Below are 1720 nucleotides of genomic sequence, written 5' to 3' on the forward strand. Positions count from 1 at the left end.
GCTCGAGACCGCCTTGACGCATTCCAGTGCGGTCAAGGCGGCCACCAACAACCAGCGTCTTGAATTTCTTGGCGACCGCGTGCTCGGGCTTGTCGTCGCCGATATGCTTTTCGAAAAATTTCCCGATGCGCCGGAAGGTGAAATCGCGCCGCGCTTCAATGCGCTGGTCGATGCGCGGACCTGCTCCGAAATCGGCATCGAAATGCAGCTGGAGGATCTGGTCCGCGCCGATTCTGCCTTGAAGATGCGGTCGCGCGGCTCGGGCGGAAACTATCTGGCGGATGCGGTCGAAGCGCTGATTGCGGCGGTTTACGTCGACGGTGGCATCGAGGCCGCGCGGCGGTTCGTCCTGCGCTATTGGGAACCGCGCTCGCATACGGTGATCGCAAAGCCGCTCAATCCGAAATCCGATCTGCAGGAATGGATTGCCAAGACCAGCGATATCAGACCCGAATATGTGATCGACAAGCGCGAGGGACCCGACCATCAGCCGGTCTTCACTGTATCCTTGCAGGTCCGCGGCTTTGCGCCGATAAGCGGCACCGGCGGCTCGCGCAGGGCGGCCGAAGAAGCGGCGGCTTCGGCATTTCTTGTGCGCGAAGGCGTTTGGGCCGCCGCATCGGCCCAAAAATCGGGGGGCTCGCGGCCCTCCAGTGAAGGGAGCGCGGCATGACCGCTACCGAAGAGCCGGCGACCACAGCCGCCGCCACGCATTCCGGCTTTGTCGCGCTGATCGGCGCGCCCAATGCGGGCAAGTCGACCTTGGTCAACCAATTGGTCGGCGCCAAGGTGTCGATCGTCACCCACAAGGTGCAGACGACTCGCGCCATCGTGCGCGGCATCGCCACGCATGACAATGCGCAAATCGTTTTCGTCGACACGCCCGGCATCTTCAAGCCGAAGCGAAGGCTCGACACGGCGATGGTGACCACCGCCTGGGGTGGGGCCAAGGACGCCGATATCGTACTGCTTCTGATCGACGCCGAGCGCGGCATCAGGGGCGACGCCGACGCCATCCTCGAACGGCTGAAGGATGTGCGCCAGCCGATGGTGCTGATCCTCAACAAGGTCGACCGCGTCAAGCACGAAGCGCTGCTGGCTCTGTCGGCGGCAGCGAACGAAAGGGTGCCGTTCAAGCGCACCTTCATGGTGTCGGCGCTGACCGGTTCCGGCTGCAAGGACGTGCTCGATTATCTGGCCGAGTCTCTGCCGGTCGGTCCCTGGTACTATCCGGAAGACCAGATCTCGGACCTGCCGATGCGCCAGCTCGCGGCCGAGATCACGCGCGAGAAGCTTTATCTCAGGCTGCATCAGGAATTGCCCTATTCCTCGCATATCGAGACCGAGAAATGGGAAGAGAAGCCGGACGGCTCGGTGCGCATCGACCAGACCATCTATGTCGAGCGCGACAGCCAGAAGAAGATCGTTCTCGGCCACAAGGGCGAGACCATCCGCGCCATCGGCCAGGCGGCGCGCATGGAGATAGCAGGCATCCTCGAACAGAAGGTGCACCTGTTCCTGTTCGTCAAGGTGCGCGAGAACTGGGGCGACGACCCCGAGCGCTACCGCGAAATGGGGCTCGAGTTTCCGCGCTAGGCTCGATGGTCAGCAAGCCGAACATCGACATAACGCTTGTCAGCCGATTGATCGCCACGCAATTTCCCAAGTGGAAGGATCTTCCGGTCAGGCCGGTTGCATCAGGCGGATGGGACAACAGGAC

Annotated in this window: 2 protein-coding genes and 1 pseudogene; all 3 read left to right on the forward strand. The window is 62.5% G+C overall.

What is annotated here, in order from left to right; all coding sequences use genetic code 11:
- Positions 1-673 (forward strand): ribonuclease III (gene rnc / locus EN925_RS34730; protein ID WP_128337313.1); only part of this gene is annotated, 673 nt, incomplete at its 5' end.
- Positions 670-1596, forward strand: a complete 927-nt coding sequence (era, locus tag EN925_RS34735) for a GTPase Era (RefSeq protein ID WP_024503067.1) — start codon at positions 670-672, stop codon at positions 1594-1596. The genes rnc and era, both read left to right, overlap by 4 nt.
- Before the next feature lie 5 nt (positions 1597-1601).
- Positions 1602-1720: pseudogene (locus tag EN925_RS41180) on the forward strand (aminoglycoside phosphotransferase); the annotation flags it as partial.

Origin of the sequence: Mesorhizobium sp. M7A.F.Ca.US.006.04.2.1 (assembly GCF_004022915.1) — a bacterium.
Classification (GTDB): Bacteria; Pseudomonadota; Alphaproteobacteria; order Rhizobiales; family Rhizobiaceae; genus Mesorhizobium; species Mesorhizobium ciceri.